Source organism: Ruegeria sp. AU67 (genome assembly GCF_900312795.1).
Classification (GTDB): Bacteria; Pseudomonadota; Alphaproteobacteria; order Rhodobacterales; family Rhodobacteraceae; genus Ruegeria; species Ruegeria atlantica.
On record NZ_OMPH01000019.1, the window covers coordinates 112,643 to 128,780 of the forward strand.

Genomic DNA, 16,138 nt, shown 5'->3' on the forward strand with positions numbered 1-16,138 from the left:
AGGAGAGCACCTGATGGATGGCACAGTACTGGTCGCAGATGACGATCGCACAATCCGAACCGTACTGACTCAGGCCCTGACGCGAGCCGGGTGCAAGGTGCATGCGACATCCTCGCTGACGACTCTGATGCGCTGGGTCGGTGAGGGCAAAGGGGATGTTGTAATCTCGGACGTCGTCATGCCGGATGGCAACGGGCTCGAGATGTTGCCCAAGATCGCGCAGGACCGTCCGGGGCTGCCGGTCATCGTGATTTCGGCGCAGAACACGATCATGACCGCCATTCAGGCGGCTGAAGCGGACGCATATGACTATCTGCCCAAGCCTTTTGACCTGCCGGACCTGATGAAGCGGACCGCACGGGCCTTGGAGCAAAAGCAACTCGTGCAGGCGGATGCGGTCGTACCGGCCGAAGACCGTCCTGAGGAGCTGCCGCTGGTTGGGCGCACTCCGGGGATGCAGGCGCTGTATCGCCTTGTGGCACGCGTGATGAATACCGATCTTTCGGTCATGATTTCCGGTGAAAGTGGCACCGGCAAGTCCTTGATAGCACGAGCTATTCATGATTTCTCGGACCGACGCACGCTGCCCTTCGTCACTGCGACTGCCGGTGATCTGCGTGACCTCGAAGGGCCTGCGCGCATTATGGCCAGGGTGCGGGGCGGTACTCTGTTGATTGATGAAATCGCTGATATCGAAGATGAGGTCCAGGCACGTATTGTCCGGATGATGGACACGCCCGGCGATCATCTTCCGCGTTTCATGGCGACCAGCCAATCGGATCTGACCGAAGCGATGGAAAGCGGGCGGGTGCGTCAGGATCTGTATTATCGACTGTGCGGCGCGACGATCCATGTGCCTGCGCTGCGCGAGCGGGTGGACGATATCACCCTGCTGGTTGATCACTTCCTTGCCCGTGAGGAACGGGAACATGGCACAAAGCGCTGGCTCAGCCCCGAGGCGGTAGAGCTGGTGCGTCGGTATTCCTGGCCCGGTAATGTGCGACAGCTGGAAAACGCGATTCGACGTTTAAGCCTGACCAGCCGGGCCGAAGAAATATCGAAAGCCGAGGTTGAGATGGTTTTGGGTAGTCAGCCCGAAGCGGAACCGATTCTTGGTGACGGCGAAAGGGAGAAACTCTCGGCCTCTGTGGCCCGTCATTTGCGTCGCTATTTCGATCTGCACGGCAATTTGTTGCCACCTCCGGGCCTGTATCAGCGCATCCTACGCGAGGTTGAGGGCCCCTTGATCGAGCAGGCACTGGACGCAACCGGCGGAAATCAGGCGAAATGTGCGGATTTGCTGGGGATCAACAGGAATACGCTGCGCAAAAAAATCACCGATCTCGATATTCAGGTGACACGACGACGCAAACTGATGTAATATCGCCACACAAAGCGTGGCATCCGGGTACAAGCCCGGCAACGACCACGAGATATGGCGGTACGCCGCGTAAGCGGCACATCAGGATGAGGGCAGACGGTGGCAACCCGAGCACAGAGCGGGCTGATCCTATCGATTGATCGGTGGCGGAAATCCCGAAAACTGCGCAATTTTAGCACATTGGGGCTGGTCCTTTTGGGGCCGCTTCTGGCGTTGGCCACATATCTGGTCATCGGTCCGTTTGATTTGGGTTCGGCAGCGCCAACGCTTCGGCTGATTCTGCTGGCGGATCTGGTCTATGTGCTGGTCGTTGCAGCACTTGTTCTGGGGCAGGTGTTCAGCCTGATCGCTGCACGCCGGGCAAAATCTGCCGGGTCTCGTCTGCACCTGCGGCTGATCGGTGCGTTCACCTTGCTGGCCCTGGTGCCGACAGTGACCGTCGCGATCTTTGCCGGCCTTACGGTGAATATCGGGCTTGAGGGATGGTTTTCGGATCGGGTCCGTCAGGTTGTCGGATCATCCCTGTCGGCGGCCGAGGCCTATGAGCTCGAGCACCGTAGCGGCCTGACACAGGACGCTATCGTTCTTTCCCGATTCCTCGACAATGCGCGAACGCTGGACTTCTACATCTCGGACGCAGAATTGCGCGAGGTTCTGGCACAGGGACAATCGCAGATTCAGCGGGGCTTGCGCGAAGCCTATGTCATTGATGGCAGTGGAGAAATCAAATCCCGTGGCGACCGGTCCTACTTGTTCAACTATGAACCACCGACACCGGAACAGATGGTTGAAGCGACCGACAGCGGCCTTCTGATTATTGCCGATTGGCAAAACAACGAGTTCCGCGCGCTGGCGCCGTTGCAGGCGTATCTGGACCGGTATCTCTATGTTAGCCGCGAGGTGGATGGCGAACTGCTGAAATTGCTGGATGACACCAAGGAAACGGTTCAGTTCTACCAACAGCTTGAAAGTGAAAGGGGCCGGGTTCTTTTTGAATTCGGACTTTTGTACCTGGGCTTTGCGGTCATCCTGATCCTTGCCGCGATGTCGTTGGGGATGTGGTTCGCTGAACGCCTGTCGCGCCCGGTTGGCCGTCTGACTACAGCCGCACAAAGGGTCGGCGCCGGGGATCTGAGCGTTCAGGTCATCGAAGAGGCCAGCGATGACGAAATCGCCATGTTAGGTCGTTATTTCAATCAGATGACGCGGCAACTTAAAGGGCAGCGCGAAACGTTGTTGGAAAACACGCGTCAAATTGAACGCCGCCGCCGCCTGTTCGATTCTGTACTGAGCTCGGTGACGTCCGGTGTAGTCGGCGTCGATTCGGATGGATGTGTCACATTCGTAAACCGCTCGGCCGAGCGTCTTCTGGACTGGTCGCGCGGTGAAGAACAATTGGCTATCGGCATCGCAGTTCCCGAATTCCTTCCCTTGTTCGAGAATCTGAAAGCCAGCGGTCAAGAGGCCGTGCAGGGTGAGGTTAAGGTCACGCGTAAAGGGCGGTTGGAAAACTTGCTGGTGCGAATGGCGATCCGGCGCGGCGAAGATGGAGGGCTGGAGGGCTACGTGGTGGCCTTCGATGATGTGACCGATCTGGTCAGTGCACAGCGTATGGCGGCCTGGGGCGATGTGGCCCGCCGTATTGCCCATGAGATCAAGAACCCGTTGACACCCATCCAGCTCAGCGCGGAACGGATCAAGCGCAAATTCTCGCGCAAACTGGACGAAGAGGATTGTGACAGCCTTGTATCCATGACCGATGTGATCGTGCGGCAAACCAACGACCTGCGGCGGATCGTGGACGAGTTCTCAAAATTCGCGCGGATGCCTGAACCCGATCGGCGTGAGGAAGACGTCGTCGGCTTGGTGCGCGAAGCTGTTTTGTTGCAGCAAGCCGGACAGCCGGATGTGCAGATCGACGCGACCCTGCCGGACAAGCCCATCCTGGCGGATGTGGACGCGACGATGTTGAACCAGGCATTGACCAATTTGATAAAGAACGCGGGCGAGGCCATTGAAACACTTAAGAAAAAAGGTCCGCCAGAAAATTTGAAGCCACAGATCAAGGTGGACATTTCCAACGATGATGCGGGGACGGTCATTACAATAGCGGACAATGGCATAGGGCTGCCCGAAGATCGGGCGCGGTTGTTTGAACCCTATGTCACTACACGCGACGAGGGCACGGGTCTGGGCCTGCCCATAGTCAAGAAAATCATAGAAGAACATGGCGGAGCGCTGACCCTGGAAGACGCGCCCGTTTTTGACGGACAGGACCATTTCGGCGCGATGGCCGTGATCCGTTTGCCGGGGGGCAAAATTTCCCAGACTGCAGCGCCACAAAAGCAGGCAATTCATACTAACAAACTGAAAGCAGGCCAAAGATGAGCGACATTCTGATCGTAGATGACGAACGCGATATTCGCGAACTGGTGTCCGACATTCTGGAGGACGAAGGCTATTCCACCCGGCTGGCGGCAAACTCGGATGAGTGTATGTCGTCGATCAATTCCGAGCCACCGGGTCTGTTGATCCTTGATATCTGGCTGAAAGACAGCCGTATGGACGGGATCGATATCCTGAAGTCGGTCAAACGCGACAACCCCGACGTGCCGGTGGTGATCATTTCCGGTCACGGCAACATCGAAATTGCTGTGGCCGCCATCAAGCAGGGCGCTTACGATTTTATCGAAAAGCCGTTCAACATTGATCAGTTGATGGTCGTGATCCGCCGCGCCATGGAGACCTCGCGCTTGCGCCGCGAGAATGCTTCGCTCAAGCGGCGTGAGGTCACCAACTCGGACATGATCGGCAAATCGGCCTCGTTCCGGGCGATGCAGAGCCAGTTGGACAAGGTCACCAAGTCGAACGGCCGTGTGATGTTGAGCGGGCCAGCCGGGTCGGGCAAAGAGATTGCCGCGCGTTACATCCACGCCCATTCCAACCGCGCAAACGCGCCATTCGTCACCGTTAACTGCGCAGGGATCGAGCCTGAACGCGTCGAAGAGGTGCTATTCGGGCGCGAGTCAACGGAACGCGGGATCGAATCCGGCTTGCTGGAAGAGGCCCACGGAGGCGTGATCTACTTTGACGAAGTGGCCGACATGCCCTTAGGGACGCAATCCAAGATTCTGCGGGTTCTGGTCGACCAGCAATTCCAGCGGGTAGGCGGGTCTGACAAGGTGCGAGTGGATCTGAGGGTCATCTCGTCGACAAATCGCGATCTTGATGCCGAAATCGAAGCCGACCGGTTCCGCGAAGAGCTGTATCACCGCCTGAACGTCGTGCCGATCGCCGTGCCTTCGATGGAGGACCGGCGCGAGGATATTCCGGTTCTGGCACAGCATTTCATTGAAATGTGCAACGAATCCCAAGGCTTGCCAATTCGCGAGATCTCGGAAGAGGCGGTGGCATTGTTGCAGACCATGACCTGGCCCGGCAATGTGCGTCAGCTGAAGAACCTGATCGAGCGTGTCCTGATCCTAGGCGATGGAACAGGTCCAATCGAAGCCCGCGAATTGCCAACCGAAGAAGAGAAAACCGACGACTCGGGTCGCGTGGTTTTGTCTGGTGCACTGGCAACTCTGCCGCTGCGCGAAGCGCGCGAGGCGTTCGAGCGTGAGTACCTGCTGACCCAGATCAACCGTTTCGGTGGCAATATCAGCCGAACCGCCAGCTTTGTAGGCATGGAGCGCAGCGCGTTGCACCGTAAGCTGAAATCGCTTGGTGTTGTGACCTCGAACAAATCCGGGGCGCGGGTGGCGCAAATCGACGAACCGGAACCGGCGGAATAATCCGCCGGGGCTTTACCCTGCCTGACCCGGGGTGATGATCTGAAATGAGCCGTCGTCGAATTTCACATAGCAGGATTGGGTTCCCAGCGGCGGCAGTTTCGTTGTGCGCGCAGGTGGAACCTGAGACTTTACGCTCTGTTTGCAGGGTGGCAAGCTGATCGGACGAAAGCCTTTTTTAGCCATGCATTGGGCCTCGACCTGATTGCGCAGACCGGCATTCACGTCGACCGTATACACGCGCCCGGGTTCCCACCAACCAGGCGAGCGATAGCAGTGCCCACGGTTGTCGCAATAAGTGCGTCCCGGCCAGTATGTGGGCGGGCTTTGCCGCACCTGATTAGCCACGGGAACGTCATTTACCGCCTTAACCTGACATTGCGTGGTCTCGGACTGCGCGCGCGACACGCTTTCACCTTCGCGGTAATACAGTGAAAGTGGGCCGCTGCAAGCGGACAGGATAGTCAGCGGAATTAGTAAGTGAAGCACTGATTTCATAGGGTTATCTTGCCCCAGCTTTGTCTGAATGACAATTCAATTGACCGCTATAGGGGCATCTGTCATTCAAGGATTTCAGGCAGAAGGGCCAGAAACATGAAGGTCATCATATGCGGTGCCGGTCAGGTCGGCTGGCAGATCGCACGTCACTTGTCGGGCGAACTGAATGACGTAACGGTGGTGGACAACAATCCCGATCTGGTGCGTCGGGCAACGGAAACGCTGGATGTTCAGGGGATTGCTGGGTTTGCAAGCTATCCTGACGTGCTTGAGCGTGCAGGCGCGCGTGATGCCGATATGATCATCGCAGCGACCCATTCGGACGAGGTGAATATGGTCACCTGTCAGATGGCGCATTCGATCTTTTCCATCCAGCGCAAGATCGCGCGGTTGCGGGCGAAATCGTATTTGCAGGCGATCCATTCGGATCTGTTCCGTCGTGACCACTTGCCCATCGACGTCGTGATTAGCCCTGAACGCGAAGTCGCAGCCGCTGCCATGCGCCGCCTTTCGGCCCCGTCCGCCTTTGATACTGAGATGTTCATGGATGGACAGGCGCAGCTTCTGGGCATCCGTATCGACGAAGATTGCCCCATCGTGAACACACCTCTGCGGCAGCTCACGGACCTGTTTTCGACGCTCAGCTCAATCGTTGTCGGAGTTCGGCGCGATGGCACGCTGTTTGCGCCTGAATCCGAAGATCAGCTGTTTGTCGGCGACGAATGCTATGTCTTTACCAATGTCAAAGACGTGGACCGCACGATGGAGGTTTTCGGCAAGACCCACAAAAAGCAGGACCGCGTGGTAATTGTGGGCGGCGGCAATGTCGGTCTGGAAGTTGCCCGAACGCTGGAAGAACGTGAAAGCCGTGTGCGTGCCAAGGTGATCGAGCGTGATCGCCAAAGCGCTGAAATAGCCGCCGAAACACTGGAGCGGACGATTGTCCTGAATGGCGACGGGCTTGATGCCGCCTTGTTGCGCGAGGCCGGGATCGAACGCGCCGACGCGATGCTGGCGGTCACCGATGACGACCGCGCCAACATGCTGGCTGCGGTACGGGCCAAGGCCGAAGGTTGTGCCTTGGCAATTGCCTTGATCAATGATCCCAGCATGGTTGCCCTGATGGGCCCACTGGGGATCGACGCCTATATCAACCCGCGTGCAACCACTGTCAGCTCGATCCTGCGCCATATTCGCCACGGGCGGGTGCGGCAGGTGTATTCTATCGGGGATGCCGAGGCAGAAGTGATCGAGGCCGAGGTGCTGTCGACCTCGCCCATGGCCGGGCAGAAGCTGCGGGATATCGATTTTCCCGAAGGCGTTCTGGTGGGTGCTGTACGAAAAGGCGATGAGCTTTTGCGCCCGACAGGCAGCCTGCGGATCGACGAAAAGGACGTGGTGGCGATCTTTGCGATGGCCAAGGACGTGCCCGAGGTCGAGCGCCTGATGCAGGTTTCAATCGATTTCTTCTGATGGCGCGCGCTCTGAGACAACAGATCACTTTGATACAGCGGTTGCCGCTGTTTCTGTTAATCTGGGGAATCACCGCGCTGTCGATGTGGATTCCGGCGATTTACGCGCTGGCCTTGGATGATCACGACACGTCGCGATCGTTTTTCTATTCCGGCCTTCTGGGGTTGTTCGTGGTGTCCACGATTGCTGTGGCAGCATCAAACCGCGTGCCGCGACGTGGGACGCTGGGGCAACTGGCGGTGTTGTTGGGGTGTTTTACCGTTTTGCCGCTGTTTCTGGCGATTCCGCTGCATGATGCCTTGGGCACCACCACCTTTTTGAATGCGTATTTCGATATGGTCAGCGCTGTGACCACCACAGGTGCAGATCTGTTTCCGGACCCGGATCGCCTGACCGAGCCGCTGCACCTGTGGCGTGCTTTGGTCGGCTGGATGGGCGGCTTGCTGATGTGGATTGCTGCCGCCGCAATTCTGGCGCCCTTGTCGCTGGGCGGGTTCGAGATTACGGCGCGCGGCCAGCCCGGTCGCCCGGTGTCGGGCGTCGCACAAAGCGAAGAGGTCGACCCCCGCGGCCGTCTGATCCGTGTGACCCGGACCTTGACACCAGTCTATACCGGTCTGACCGCAACCATTTGGATATTGCTACTGATCGCTGGCGAAAACGGTTTGACTGCCGTGTGTCACGCCATGTCAACCATGGCCACGTCGGGGATATCTCCGGTCGGCGGGCTGGAGGGGGCGCAGGCCGGAATAACGGGCGAGGCGATCCTGTTTCTATTCCTGTTCTTCGCCTTGTCGCGGCTGACCTTTTCGACCGATACGGCAACCACAGGCTATTCCCGGCTGGACCAAGACCCCGAATTCCGGATTGGCCTGATGATTGTGGGTGTCGTCGCGGCACTGTTGTTCGCGCGCGTCTGGGCCGGCGTTCTGGAAATCGGCAATCAGTTGGAACCGCTTCAGGCACTTAGCGTGATCTGGGGCATGATCTTTACGGCGTTGTCTTTCCTGACCACAGCCGGATTCGAAAGCGCAAACTGGAACGATGCGCAGCAATTGTCCGGCCTTGGCACCCCCGGGCTGATCCTGATGGGCCTCGCCCTGATCGGAGGAGGGGTGGCCACAACGGCGGGCGGGGTCAAACTGTTGCGGGTCTTTGCCCTGTACCTCAATGGCGCGCGCGAGATTGATCGGTTGATCTATCCCTCATCCGTTAGTGGCATTGGCGGCGGTAACCGTCGCATTCAAAGCGACGGGGCCTTTATCGCCTGGATCTTCCTGATGATGTTTGCCTTGACCGCAGCACTGTTCAATCTGCTGCTGGCCGCGATGGGGTCGGGGTTTGAACAGGCGATGGTCCTCAGCGTCGCGGCGCTCAGCACCACCGGGCCGTTGATTGAACTGGCCACCGATGTTCCCATCCGTCTGGTCGATTTGCCCTGGGGCGCAAAGCTGACCATGTGTGCAGCGATGGTGATCGGACGGTTGGAAACTTTGGCGATCATTGCGCTGATTACGCCAACCCTCTGGCGAGACTAAGAATCCTCACCTTTGCCGACACCTTATTTTTCATCTGGAATATCGGTTAACGACACTCCATACTCTGCCAGAGGGAGCGCGTTGGTCCGCAGCGCGTAGCAAGAACAATGGCGAGATTATAATAATATGGCTTCGGACAGACAGAATCTGCAGGACGCGTTCCTGAATAATGTACGGAAAGCAAAGGTCCCGGTCACAATTTTCCTGATTAACGGTGTGAAATTGCAGGGTGTCATCACCTGGTTCGACAATTTCTGCGTATTGTTGCGCCGCGACGGACAGTCGCAGCTGGTCTACAAACACGCAATTTCAACGATCATGCCGTCGCAGCCGATCAACCTGTATGAGGGCGAAGACGCCTCTTGATGGAACACGACAGGACGCGCACCCGGGCTTGGGTGCTGCATCCGGAAATCAAATCAGATGAACAGCGCCGTGTCCCTGGACCGGCGTTGGAAGAGGCGGTGGCACTGGCTGCCGCTTTGCCCGATCTGGATGTGATCGGGTCCGATATTGTGCGTCTGCCACGTGCCCAGCCAGGCCTGTTGTTCGGGACCGGCAAGATCGAGGAGCTGGGCGAACGGTTTCATGACGCCGAGGTCGAGCTGGTTCTGATCGATGGTCCCGTGACTCCAGTTCAGCAGCGCAATCTGGAAAAGGCTTGGAAGGTTAAAATCCTCGATCGGACCGGGTTGATTTTGGAGATTTTCAGCGACCGCGCTCGTACCCGTGAAGGTGTGCTGCAAGTCGAGATGGCCGCGCTCAGCTATCAGCGTACGCGTCTGGTTCGCGCCTGGACCCACCTTGAACGTCAGCGGGGTGGATTGGGGTTTGTCGGTGGTCCCGGTGAAACCCAGATCGAGGCTGACCGAAGGGCGATCGACGATCAGCTTGTGCGCCTGCGCCGTCAATTGCAGAAGGTAATCAAGACCCGGACCTTGCACCGTGCTGCTCGGGCAAAGGTGCCGTATCCGATTGTTGCGCTGGTGGGCTATACGAACGCCGGTAAATCAACTTTGTTCAATCGCCTCACCGGGGCCGAGGTAATGGCAAAGGACATGCTGTTTGCCACGCTGGATCCGACCATGCGGCGGGTTGAACTGCCCGATGGTCCCGAGGTGATTCTGTCGGACACGGTGGGGTTCATTTCGAACTTGCCGACCGAACTGGTCGCGGCCTTCCGCGCCACACTTGAAGAGGTTTTGGGCGCAGATATCGTCGTGCATGTGCGTGACATCAGCCATGAAGACACCGAGGCGCAAGCCCGGGATGTCGAAACCATTTTGACCTCGTTGGGCGTTGATGATGAACGGCCCCGGCTTGAGGTCTGGAACAAAATCGACCTGTTGAACGAAGATGAGCGCGAGGCCACGTTTGCCCGGGCCGACCGCGACCCGTCGATCTTTGCCATTTCCGCCGTGACGGGCGAAGGCATCGAACCATTGCTGGCCGAGATCGCGGTTAATTTGCAAGGGGTTCGGCACGAGACAGTTCTGACGCTGGCGTTTGCCGAAGGCAACAAGCGTGCGTGGCTGTTCCGTCAGGATGTCGTGCAATCCGAAGAGCAGACGGATGACGGATTTCAGATCACCGTATTGTGGACCGACAAGCAAGCGGCGCAGTTCGCCGCGCTTTGATCGATAAGCGAGGTCACGATGGCAAAAGTTAAGGTGGTTCTGCGTGGTCATATTTCGGTGCCTGCCGACCGTGTCACACAGGTGCGGGAGGCGTTGCCGGACCACATCGCCCTGACTCGGGCCGAACCGGGTTGCATCACATTCGACGTTACAGAAAACGCGGATATTCCCGGTCGGTTCAACGTACACGAAATTTTTGAAAACCAAGCGGCCTTTGACGCCCATCAAGCGCGAACCAAAGCCTCGACCTGGTTCAAGGTGACAGAAGGCATTCCGCGCGACTACCAGATCACGCGCGTTTAGGCGGGGCGTCCGCTACTGCCCGTCTATCTGGCGCTGATATTCGTCAGCATCGAACCAACCCAGCGACGTTTGCACCTTGTTGTCAGCGGTCAATTCCCATTCTTCCCAACCACGCGTGACGACGTGGTTGCCGGTCTCTGAGTGATGGCCTTCCAGCGTCCAGACAAAAATCGCGTGTGATCCGGCCCAACGCAGCATGTCGCAGCGCACTTCCAGATCCGGGAAGTCGGCGTAGAATCCGCGCGCCATGTCTGCGACGGCGGCACGGCCGACAATTGGTTCACCCCGGTTGATCGTGATCTGCCCGTCGGGTGCAAAAAAGCCGGCAACGGCCTCTGGGTCGCCCGAGCTCCACGCGATTGCGTAATCGCGCGCGAGATTGTTCATCATATCCCGAATACTGGCCATCTGTACCCCCAAGGTCCCGAATTGTCGGCTTGCAGATCGTAGGCGAAAACACCTGCGCGCGTCCACGGCAGCTTGCAAAAGGGGCAAGGTCCTGCCGAAGCAGTGAAATCAGCGCGGGGTCAGGTTGGTTACACCGACCGCTGCCGCGCGGGCCAGATCCATGTCCAGTGACATGGGGATATACTCACCTCGCCGCCAAAGCTGGGCCTGATCGTCGTAGTAGCGCGACAGGAAATGACCCGACTGACCCGTTGCCGTGATAAAGACCGAGCTGTTGGGATCGGCAAAATCATAGACACCGCGATATCCCGCACCGTGGACGTTTTGGAAAGGGTTGGGCCCTTCGCCCGATGTCCGCCCGCGCAGCAGGGTGTTGTCGCCGCCGCTGGTGGATTGGCGGATGTTGACGAAGAACCGCAGAACGGGAACCGTGCCCAGAACCGGGTGGTCATGCGTGGCCTGATGGGCGTCTCCCCAGCGCAGGGATTCCAGCGAACCACCGTATTTCTCGCTGATCCAGATCAGCGCATCGTCCAGCGCCAGTCGTGCCATGTCGGTACAGGTTTCCACGGGTGCGCTCTGACGCACGTCGCACCAGACCGACGCGCCGTCGATATCGCGGTACACCCGTTCGATGAACAGCGGCTCAACATGTTTGTATTCGGCCGCCAGCGGCCCCAGCTCGTCCGAGATCAGCCGGATTTGCAGCGCGCGCAACCATGCGGCATAGATCAGCGGTTCAGGCAGGTGCTCGTTCATCTCACCGTTCCACTCGGCCAGCAGGGCCAGCGCGACCTGACGCTGGCGTTCCGGTGTGCCCTCGGGCGCAGAGGCTCCGGTAAACCAAAGATCGGCGCCGATTAGCGGCAGAAGTGAACGGGCGGTAAAGCTGACGGTATCAAGTTGCGCTTCGATAAAGCTGTCGCGGGTGTGAACCTCGCGCGATTGCATCAGGCGTTCCCAACGGTGCACCCTTTGGGTGTCGCCCCATTCGTATGAGACGTGGTTGGGAAAGGGGCGGTCGATGATCTTGTTGTTTGTATTGCCCAGAATCCCGCCTGCTGGCGTCACGAATTCGGGGTTGTTTGCATAAGGCAAGCGGCCTTGCCACAGGTTCTCGGCCAACCAACCGGGCGTTGGGATACGGCCGCGGCTTTGGTTGCGAATGTCTCGGCCAGGCATTGCGCCGATCAGCTTCATGCCGATCGTGTCCTTGTCGACCAGCGACAGGTTTTGCGACGGCGCAATGAACAGTTCGGCCACGTCGATGGCTTCGCGCACACTGTCCGAATTCATTAATGCCATCGAAGCCGTCATCGACGTGTCGCGCGGGCTAAGTGCGGTCCAGGCCAATGAGGCAACGTGCCCGGGCGGGGTGATCGTTTCCAGATCGTAATGGCTACCGGGCAAGACGGGTCCGTTCTCGGTCCAGCGCAGAGTCAGGGTGATGGGAGCTTCGTCTTTGATCTCGATGATCGAGGGGCGCGAGCGAAACCGTTTGAAACCATCAGGCGACAGGTATTCTTCTGGGTTTTCCGGGTTCAGCTGTTCGATGTGGACATCCTGATCGTCCAGGTAAGACGAGGTCAGGCCCCAGCCCAACCTATCACTGCGGCCCGTCATGATCGCCGGAACGCCCGGAATGGTCGCGCCGATAACACCGCCTTTGGCAAGCTCAAGCCGTGCCAGGTACCAAATGCCCGGTGCGGTCAGACCCAGATGGGGGTCATTGGACAGCAGGGTGCCTCCGATCGCGGAACGCGAGGGCGCGGCCGACCACGCGTTCGACGCCCCGGCCAAGCCGCGTTTAGGGAATGGTGACAGCGGCGTGTCGGGCATTGGCGTGCCTTCGGCATAGCGCGGCAGTTCTGGGAACAAAGACGCATATTCCGGCAGCGCCGCAATACCCGCGCCCGGTACGTCTGGCAGGATATCGGCCAGCCGCTTTGGATCGTTCAGCATCAGGGATGTGCGGGCGCGCAGGACCTCATCTTTCAAATGGCCAGACAGTTGCAGGCTCATCAGTTTGATGATCGCAATGCTGTCGCCGGGCTGCCACGGCGATACAGATGCGTTGAAAAGGAACATCTCGGGCGCGCCGCGTCCCAATGCGTTCTCATTGATCTCATCCAGCCGGGCATTGACGCCCGCAGAATAAGCGCGCAGCGCAGCTTTGGTGTAATCGTCCTGCACCTCGACCGAGCGGTGGGCAAGACTGTAAAGGTCAAAACGGCGCAAGAGCTTGTCGATAGGGACAGTGCGCTTGCCGAACACTTCGGATAAACGGCCCTGCGCAGTGCGTCGCATCACGGTCATCTGCCACAGGCGATCCTGCGCATGGGCATAGCCCAGGCCAAAGAATACGTCAGGGTCGCTTTCGGCCAGAATATGCGGAACATTGGCGGTGTCACGCACGATCTCGACCGGCGCACGCAGCCCGCTGACTTGGACGGTCTGGTCATAATCCGGCAGGGACTGGCTGGCGAGAAAGTAGACAAGGCCTACAGCCGCGACGGCCAGCAGGACCAGACCCGTAGCAATCCGAACCAGCCAGCGAAAGACAAGACCCATGAACGCCCCATATCCCCATAAGAAATTACTGGCTGAACCCTACTGGAAGGACCGGGTAACCGAAAGAGGAACGCCGCGCGAACGTTGAGTTAACATGTTGAGATGAAAAACCCCGCCACATGGTTTTGAACATGTGGCGGGGTCCGTGGCAAAGGGGGGGTGGTATTCGGTATCAGGGGATAATGCGCGTGTACTTGGTGCCTTCGACGGTCGCGCCGAATTTCAGGCCGGCCTGTCCGAAAACGGCGGCCAATACGGGCTTACGCAATTGGGTTGTGTCGGTCGAGAGCGAGTCGCCGGTCGCATCGACGACATAGCCGATATCCGCCCCTGCGGTCCAACCGCTGGAACGACGGAAGTCATCCAGTGCGTCCTGGGTCATGAAGAACAGGACGTGCGCATATTGTTGCGCGCCGATCTGTAGACCAGCACTGCCGGATAGGGCCGAGTAATAGTCGACCGTTGCGCCGTTAATGCGCAGCGCGCCCTGGCCATAGGCACCGCCAAAGATGAACCCGGCCTCGGTGATTAGTGGCATCACCAGCATGCCGTCAGCTTTGTTGGCGATCTCGACGGTGTTGGGGTACTTGCTGAACATTTCGTTCAGCGTCACGTTCACACGGGCGTCGATCTGGGCCGCATTGGAATTGCCTACACCGTTTCCGCATGCTGCGGTCAGTGTGAGCCCGGCCATGCCAAGCGCAAAGCCACGACGGTTTAGTCGGGGAGAGTTGGAACTGCTCATGTTTTTTTCTCTGTATAAACTGCCTGAAGTGTCGGGTGTTCCCGATCTTGTGTGCAAGAATACGCCGATTGCGCCTGTGTGTCACGGGAAAGCTGGCCCAACAGCGTTCACAATCGGCGAAAAATCGCGACCGCCCGGGGTTTTAGCCTTGAAGAACGCGAGCAACCTGCGGTGCAAAGTAGGTCAGGATTCCGTCGCAACCCGCACGTTTGAAGGCCAGCAGGCTTTCCAGCATGACCTTCTCACCATCAATCCAGCCGTTCTGCGCAGCTGCCTGTATCATCGCGTATTCACCGGACACCTGATAGGCATAGGTTGGCGCGCCAAACGTGTCTTTCACGCGGCGACAGATATCCAGATAGGGCATGCCTGGTTTGATCATCACCATGTCTGCGCCTTCTGTCAGGTCACGCTCGATCAGGCGCAGCGCCTCGTTCGAATTGGCCGGGTCCATCTGGTAGGTCTTCTTGTCTCCGGTCAGCGCACCTGACGCGCCCACTGCATCGCGGAAGGGGCCGTAGAATGCGCTGGCATATTTAGCGGCATAGCTGAGGATCATCACGTTGTGGTGCCCTGCAGCCTCAAGCGCGCGGCGCATTGCGCCGATGCGGCCATCCATCATGTCTGAGGGTCCAATGATGTCGGCCCCGGCCTCAGCCTGCGCCAGTGTCATTTTGACCAATGCCTCGACGGTCTGATCGTTCACGATCTCGCCATCCACGACATAGCCGTCATGGCCATTGATGTTATATGGATCCAGCGCCACGTCGGTCATCACGGCGATATCGGGGGCCGCAGATTTGATCGCCCGAATGGCCCGGTTCGACAGATTGTCTGGGTTCCACGCCTCGGCGCAATCTTCGGTTTTCAGGCTGGGATCAGTATAAGGAAAGATACAGATCGCCGGGATGCCCATAGCCTGTGCCTCAACTGCGGCCTTGGCGATCAGATCGACCGAGCGCCGCACAACGCCGGGCATCGAAGGTACGGGTTCTTCAATGCCTTCACCATCGCGCACAAAAACCGGCCAGATCAGATCGTCTGTCGTCAGCGTGTTTTCCCTTACCAACCCACGAATGGCATCGGATTGGCGCGCCCGGCGAAATCGCGTAAGGGGGTAGGGGGCGATGGTCGGTTTCATGTCGCGCTCTCCTTGAATAATCGTGCATTGGGTGGCATGAATTCCCGATGGTCTCAAGGGTAACATTGGACGCGCCTGCGCGAAGAACGCCCCAAGGACAATGAACAAAGGGCTGATGCGTGGATTTGCACTCTTCGATTTTCGAACTCATCGACATGCGCAGCTTTTCGAATCTGTGGTACTGGATTGTGTTGGCGGTGCTCTGGTCGTCGGCCAGCCACTGGGCGATGGGGGTTCCCTACGATCTGCTTGTGCGTGCCCGTCGTGTTGGCGGTCAGTCCGAGCAGGACCTGCTGGATATCGTAAGGATCAACCGTAACAGGATGCTGTACATCGTTGATATGTCAGGCCTGGTTATTCTTGCCTTGAGCTGTTTCTTTTTTACCGGGCTTGCGATGCTGGGTTTCTATTATGGCGTTGAATTTGCACAGGCCGTGTTTTTGTTGCTGTTCCCGGTGAGTTTGGTGATGCTGATCAACATTCGCGCCGCGCGCAAGTTGCAAGGCATCGAGCCGGTGCTCGGAAGCGTGTCGAAGATCCTTGTGCGCTGCAGGATTTACACCCAGATCATCGGCATGATCTCAATTGTCATCACGTCACTTTGGGGTATGTACCAGAACGTCTCGATCGGCGTTCTCGGGGGATGAAAATC

Annotated in this window: 14 protein-coding genes; 9 read left to right on the top strand and 5 right to left on the bottom strand. The window is 58.3% G+C overall.

Going from position 1 to position 16,138, the window contains the following annotated elements; translation table 11 throughout:
- Positions 1 to 13: 13 nt before the first annotated feature.
- The 3 genes from DK510_RS08865 (at position 14) to DK510_RS08875 (ending at position 5,175) form a co-directional block, all read left to right on the top strand.
- Entirely contained in the window at positions 14 to 1,381 is a 1,368-nt protein-coding gene (locus DK510_RS08865) for a response regulator (RefSeq protein ID WP_109311766.1), read from the top strand.
- Between the two features lie 99 nt (positions 1,382 to 1,480).
- The gene (locus tag DK510_RS08870; RefSeq protein WP_109311767.1) at positions 1,481 to 3,769 is read left to right on the top strand and encodes a PAS domain-containing sensor histidine kinase; all 2,289 of its coding nucleotides are present in this window, start codon (positions 1,481 to 1,483) and stop codon (positions 3,767 to 3,769) included.
- Positions 3,766 to 5,175 (top strand): sigma-54 dependent transcriptional regulator, encoded by a 1,410-nt coding sequence (locus DK510_RS08875; protein WP_108858466.1) that lies wholly within the window; start codon positions 3,766 to 3,768, stop codon positions 5,173 to 5,175. Before DK510_RS08870 ends, DK510_RS08875 begins: the two co-directional genes overlap by 4 nt.
- A gap of 12 nt (positions 5,176 to 5,187) precedes the next feature.
- On the opposite strand, the gene DK510_RS08880 is transcribed toward DK510_RS08875, so the two are convergent.
- Complete coding sequence (locus tag DK510_RS08880) at positions 5,188 to 5,670, bottom strand: hypothetical protein (RefSeq protein ID WP_109311768.1); 483 nt, start codon at positions 5,668 to 5,670, stop codon at positions 5,188 to 5,190.
- Positions 5,671 to 5,766: 96 nt separating this feature from the next.
- On the opposite strand from DK510_RS08880, the gene trkA reads away from it, so the two are divergent.
- The 5 genes from trkA (at position 5,767) to DK510_RS08905 (ending at position 10,621) form a co-directional block, all read left to right on the top strand.
- Positions 5,767 to 7,143: a Trk system potassium transporter TrkA gene (gene trkA / locus DK510_RS08885; protein ID WP_109311769.1), complete on the top strand. Its 1,377-nt coding sequence runs from the start codon at positions 5,767 to 5,769 to the stop codon at positions 7,141 to 7,143.
- On the top strand, positions 7,143 to 8,681 hold the full coding sequence (locus DK510_RS08890; protein WP_109311770.1) for a TrkH family potassium uptake protein: 1,539 nt from the start codon (positions 7,143 to 7,145) through the stop codon (positions 8,679 to 8,681). The genes trkA and DK510_RS08890 overlap by 1 nt, the downstream gene beginning before the upstream one ends.
- A gap of 126 nt (positions 8,682 to 8,807) precedes the next feature.
- Positions 8,808 to 9,047, top strand: coding sequence for an RNA chaperone Hfq (gene hfq, locus DK510_RS08895; RefSeq protein ID WP_005982826.1), 240 nt, complete (start codon positions 8,808 to 8,810; stop codon positions 9,045 to 9,047).
- Positions 9,047 to 10,318, top strand: coding sequence for a GTPase HflX (gene hflX, locus DK510_RS08900; protein ID WP_108858469.1), 1,272 nt, complete (start codon positions 9,047 to 9,049; stop codon positions 10,316 to 10,318). Before hfq ends, hflX begins: the two co-directional genes overlap by 1 nt.
- Positions 10,319 to 10,336: 18 nt before the next feature.
- Positions 10,337 to 10,621, top strand: a complete 285-nt coding sequence (locus DK510_RS08905; protein ID WP_109311771.1) for a putative quinol monooxygenase — start codon at positions 10,337 to 10,339, stop codon at positions 10,619 to 10,621.
- Positions 10,622 to 10,633: 12 nt separating this feature from the next.
- On the opposite strand, the gene DK510_RS08910 is transcribed toward DK510_RS08905, so the two are convergent.
- The 4 genes from DK510_RS08910 to hemB form a co-directional block, all read right to left on the bottom strand.
- Positions 10,634 to 11,029, bottom strand: a complete 396-nt coding sequence (locus DK510_RS08910; protein WP_109311772.1) for a nuclear transport factor 2 family protein — start codon at positions 11,027 to 11,029, stop codon at positions 10,634 to 10,636.
- A gap of 108 nt (positions 11,030 to 11,137) precedes the next feature.
- On the bottom strand, positions 11,138 to 13,600 hold the full coding sequence (locus tag DK510_RS08915) for a penicillin acylase family protein (RefSeq protein WP_109311773.1): 2,463 nt from the start codon (positions 13,598 to 13,600) through the stop codon (positions 11,138 to 11,140).
- 172 nt (positions 13,601 to 13,772) lie between these two features.
- The gene (locus DK510_RS08920; protein ID WP_058271789.1) at positions 13,773 to 14,345 is read right to left on the bottom strand and encodes a YSC84-related protein; all 573 of its coding nucleotides are present in this window, start codon (positions 14,343 to 14,345) and stop codon (positions 13,773 to 13,775) included.
- A 142-nt stretch (positions 14,346 to 14,487) separates the two neighbouring features.
- Positions 14,488 to 15,486 carry a porphobilinogen synthase gene (hemB, locus tag DK510_RS08925; RefSeq protein WP_109311774.1) on the bottom strand — a complete coding sequence of 333 codons (999 nt, stop codon included), beginning with the start codon at positions 15,484 to 15,486 and terminating at the stop codon, positions 14,488 to 14,490.
- Positions 15,487 to 15,605: 119 nt separating this feature from the next.
- On the opposite strand from hemB, the gene DK510_RS08930 reads away from it, so the two are divergent.
- Positions 15,606 to 16,133, top strand: a complete 528-nt coding sequence (locus tag DK510_RS08930; RefSeq protein ID WP_109311775.1) for a component of SufBCD complex — start codon at positions 15,606 to 15,608, stop codon at positions 16,131 to 16,133.
- Positions 16,134 to 16,138: the final 5 nt, after the last annotated feature.